The organism is Methylophaga sp. UBA1464 (genome assembly GCF_002325665.1).
Taxonomy (GTDB): Bacteria; Pseudomonadota; Gammaproteobacteria; order Nitrosococcales; family Methylophagaceae; genus Methylophaga.
This window is the reverse complement of sequence record NZ_DCSO01000054.1, coordinates 3,195-7,535: the sequence shown is the minus strand read 5'-3', so window position 1 is coordinate 7,535 and position 4,341 is coordinate 3,195. Positions and strand designations below refer to the sequence as shown.

6 protein-coding genes are annotated in these 4,341 nt (G+C 45.0%); 4 read left to right on the top strand and 2 right to left on the bottom strand.

Annotation, left to right across the window (positions count from 1 at the left end; translation table 11 throughout):
• The 3 genes from nadE (B3O33_RS06710) to B3O33_RS06705 form a co-directional block, all read left to right on the top strand.
• Nucleotides 1-1,032: NAD(+) synthase (gene nadE / locus B3O33_RS06710; RefSeq protein ID WP_349676303.1), on the top strand; the 1,032-nt coding region annotated here is incomplete at its 5' end.
• Nucleotides 1,008-1,409 (top strand): NAD(+) synthase, encoded by a 402-nt coding sequence (gene nadE, locus B3O33_RS15970; protein ID WP_349676302.1) that lies wholly within the window; start codon nt 1,008-1,010, stop codon nt 1,407-1,409. The genes nadE (B3O33_RS06710) and nadE (B3O33_RS15970), both read left to right, overlap by 25 nt.
• Nucleotides 1,410-1,417: 8 nt before the next feature.
• Entirely contained in the window at nt 1,418-1,756 is a 339-nt protein-coding gene (locus B3O33_RS06705; protein ID WP_292355467.1) for a P-II family nitrogen regulator, read from the top strand.
• Between the two features lie 27 nt (nt 1,757-1,783).
• On the opposite strand, the gene B3O33_RS06700 is transcribed toward B3O33_RS06705, so the two are convergent.
• Nucleotides 1,784-2,566 (bottom strand): outer membrane protein assembly factor BamD, encoded by a 783-nt coding sequence (locus B3O33_RS06700; protein WP_292361708.1) that lies wholly within the window; start codon nt 2,564-2,566, stop codon nt 1,784-1,786.
• A 204-nt stretch (nt 2,567-2,770) separates the two neighbouring features.
• Between B3O33_RS06700 and B3O33_RS06695 the strand changes: the two genes are divergently transcribed.
• Complete coding sequence (locus tag B3O33_RS06695; RefSeq protein WP_292361709.1) at nt 2,771-3,934, top strand: L,D-transpeptidase family protein; 1,164 nt, start codon at nt 2,771-2,773, stop codon at nt 3,932-3,934.
• A gap of 80 nt (nt 3,935-4,014) precedes the next feature.
• Here the strand turns inward: B3O33_RS06695 and B3O33_RS06690 are convergent.
• A partial coding sequence (locus tag B3O33_RS06690; protein ID WP_292363249.1) for an Lpp/OprI family alanine-zipper lipoprotein occupies nt 4,015-4,341 on the bottom strand: 327 nt, incomplete at its 5' end.

Sequence of the window (4,341 nt, the reverse complement as noted above, 5' to 3'; positions counted from 1 at the left end):
GATATCACGATTATTGTGGGTCACCCGTTAGGTGAAGTTGGTAAAGAGTTGTTTAATGTGGCTTCTGTCATCAGCAAACATCAGATTACCGCACAATACTTCAAACAAAAACTACCCAATTACGGGGTGTTTGATGAAAAGCGTTACTTCATCGAAGGCCATGAAGCCACCATCATTGAAATAAACCAGATTAAGATCGGTTTAACCATCTGCGAAGATATCTGGTTTGTCGAGCCAACGGCTCAGGCTGTGGATGCCGGGGCTGAAATCATTGTTAATTTGAATGCCTCTCCATTTAAGCAGGACAAAACGCTGTTGCGTGAGGCCGAAGTGTGCAAGCGGGCGCGGGAAAATAATGTCCCGATTTTATATGTGAACCAGATTGGTGGTCAGGATGAGCTGGTATTTGATGGCGCGTCATTTGCGGTCAATGCGTCAGGTGAAAAAAGCGTCCAGGCCATACAATTTGCAGCAGCATTGGTGCCAATTAAGGTGCACAAAACCGGACAGGAAGTTCAACTGGAAGGACCACAACAACCATTGATGGGTGAGCTGGAAACGGTATATAACGCTTTAGTTTGCGGTTTGCGGGATTATGTGGAAAAAAATCACTTTCCGGGTGTAGTCATCGGTTTATCCGGTGGCATTGATTCAGCTTTAACCATGGCGTTGGCCGTTGATGCACTTGGTGCTGAACGTGTACAGGCAGTGATGATGCCTTCACGCTATACCTCGCAAATCAGCCTGGATGATGCAGCAGAAATGGCCGCTATCCTGAACGTTCAATATCGGATAATTGGTATTGAAAATTTGTTTCGATCATTTCTGCATGAGTTGGAAGATGTTTTTGCGGGCACACAGCCGGATGGCACCGAAGAAAATATACAGGCCCGTTGTCGCGGAGTATTGCTGATGGCGATATCTAACAAAACAGGTGCTATGGTGCTTTCTACCGGTAATAAAAGTGAAATGGCCGTTGGTTATTCCACCCTGTATGGTGATANNATATGGCAGGCGGTTTCTCGCCACTGAAAGATGTATATAAAACCCTTGTTTATAAGCTGGCGCATTACCGAAATAGCCTGGCCCGGGCGATCCCTGAACGAATTATTACGCGCCCACCTTCGGCAGAGCTTTCAGCCGATCAGCTGGATCAGGACTCATTGCCTGCATATGAAGTATTGGATGACATCCTGGAAGCCTATGTAGCGAATGATGGCTGTTTTGAGGATCTGGTCGCATCCGGATTTAATGCAGAAACGGTTGCACAGGTCATTAAAATGGTAGATCGTAGTGAATATAAACGGCGTCAGGCTCCGCCGGGAATTCGCATTACCGGCAGAGCATTTGGCAGAGATCGTCGCTATCCGATAACATCAGGTTATACCGTAACGTCAACTATAGAGTAGGCAATCACATGAAAAAAATCGAAGCCATTATTAAACCGTTCAAACTGGATGATGTACGTGAAGCATTGTCTGATATCGGGGTCACCGGTATGACGGTTTCCGAAGTCAAAGGTTTTGGCAGACAAAAAGGTCATACAGAACTGTATCGTGGCGCGGAATATGTTGTGGACTTTCTACCGAAAGTAAAAATGGAAATCGTGCTGGCAGATGATCAGGTGGATGCGTGTATCGAAGCCATTACCAAAGCCGCACATACCGGTCGGATTGGCGATGGCAAAATTTTTGTTTCACCTCTGGAACGAGCCATTCGGATCCGTACAGGTGAAGATGGCGAAGCGGCTATCTAAATTCAGCCGGCCAATAAAACGACGCTGTTAATCAAACAGCGTCGTTCTGCGTACATCGGCTACCCCTGTATGACCAGGGTAGTTTCTTTCCAAAACGCGTAATGCGTCTTCAGACAAATCATCCAGTTCCAGAATTTTATAAGCCTTGGCCATGATCACTAATGCATCCGGCATTGCTGGAGTGCGCGGGTAGTTCTCAATGACATACTTGGCACGGTTAGCGGCCGCAAGATATGACGCACGACGCATATAATAGTTGGCAACATGTAACTCATGTTGGGCTAAACGATTACGCAGATAAACAATGCGTTGAGCAGCATCATCACTGTAACGACTGGTTGGGAAACGATTTACCAGCGTTGTGAAATCACGCAGAGCCTGTAAGGCTGATCCGGGATCACGTTGTGTTTCATCGCGGGGAATATATTTTTCCAGAATACCCATATCGCGGTTGAAATTGATAAGCCCACGCAGGTACATGGCGTAATCAACGTTCTCGTTAAGCGGATAGACACGCATAAAACGATCCAATGTAGCGATAGCGGTTTCCGGCTCGTCTATTTTGTAATAGGCATAAGCCGAATCAAGTAATGCCTGTTGCGCATATTGACCAAATGGAAAACGCGCTTCCAGTTGTTCGTAGTATTCAATGGCTGTGCGGTAATCATTAATGTTTAAAGCCGCTTTGGCTTCGGCGTAAACCCGTTCTACGGTCCAGCTTTCTTCAGCAACTACAGGCTCTCTCCCTGAAAAGAAAGAACATGCAGTTAGTGTCAGCAACAGGAACAATGTCAGGATGTATTTCATCATTGGCTTCTATCTGTATCAAAACAAAAAATTACAGCCTGCGATTGTAGACTGTTTAACTTGGCAAAGCATCACCACGGACAGTTTATCTTTCAGTGTCACTAATGAAGGCTACTTTTTTTGTTCAACATTCCTCAGTAGTAACACTTGTCATGGAACATTGTACAATAGCTGCTGTTTATTCACCCTTAACTCTATAGGTTTGTAATGATTAGTCGTTTATTTATCGGTTTGGCCACTAGTTTATTAGTATTGCCAGTCGGTGCAACCACCTTTGAATTGCATGATGAGGAAACCCGTGTCATCGGACACAACCTCGTTGTTTACAGTCGACACGAAGATACTTTACTGGATATTGGTCGTAAATTTGATATGGGTTACACCGATATGGTTGCGGCGAATCCAAATCTGGATCCCTGGTTGCCAGGCGATAATCAACCGGTATTGATACCGAACAGATTCATTCTGCCTGATGCTCCCCAAAAAGGTGTCGTGATCAATATTCCGGAAATGCGATTATTTTATTTTCCGCCGAAACAGGCCAATCAAGCACAACAAGTCATCACTCACCCAATCGGTATTGGCCGTGAAGGCCGGGACACGCCTTTAGGTAAGCTATCTATTATTCAAAAACGTGAAAATCCTTCATGGACACCACCAGAATCTGTACGTAGAGAACATGCGGCAGAGGGCGATATCCTGCCAGCAGTTGTACCTCCTGGCCCGGATAATCCTCTTGGCACACGCGCTATACGTTTATCCAATCCAAGCTATTTGATTCATGGTACTGCCAAACCATACGGGGTTGGTTTACGAGTCAGTAGCGGTTGTATTCGTTTGTATCCGGAAGATATTGAACATTTGTATAGCCTGGTCTCATTAAACACCCAAGTGAATATTATTCATCATCCTTATAAAGCTGCCCTGTCTAACGGCAAGCTATATCTGGAAGCGCATAAGCCGATTCCTGAAATGTATGATGGAGTGAGCGGTAATATGACCCCCATGGTGATGGCCGTATTGGATGCACAGGATTCCGTGTTATCAGAACAGGACTGGCCCTTTGCTGAAGAGATTGTCATGTCTACGCATGGTGTCGTTAAGCAGCTTAATCAGCAAGAAGAAAAGATTGTTGATAATGTCTGGTTTGTACATGGCGGTTTAAAGTTGGAAACCGGCGCAAAAATGCGCAAAGCATTACAGGAATTGAATATGCAGGACAAATTCTGGCCATTGAGAAATAAAGCGATTGATGAAGTAGTAGTAGGGCCGTTTGATAGTCTGCAAGCTGCGCGTGAAGCGGCGGATAGAATTTCTGCGGCAGCAGGTATTCCAGTTTGGCCTGCGCATCTGTCAGAAGAAATGTTCTGACAAAACAGCAAACGGCAGAATCAAAAAAGCCGGGATAAATCCCGGCTTTTTTGTTTTAGCTTTGAAAATAATTGTTTAGATTATTTGCTCATTGCTTTTTCAAACATACGGTCGATTTTTGCACAGCAAGCATCAACTTGTGCTTGTGCATCTTCAGCCGCTTTTTGAGCATTCATTGCAGCCAGTTCAGCGTCAGAAGCTGTACGTTGTGCAGTATCAGCAGTACTTTGCGCGTTGCGAGCTGCAACTAAAGCAGAATCAGCTGTTGATTGTGCAGATTCTACTGAACCTTTTAATGCTTCCATTTCAGCAGTATTTGCACATGCAGTCAGTAATGCCAAAGGCAGGATAACGGCGCTCAGTTTAGCTAATGATTTCATTTGTATCTCCTTAAAGTGTACTAGGGT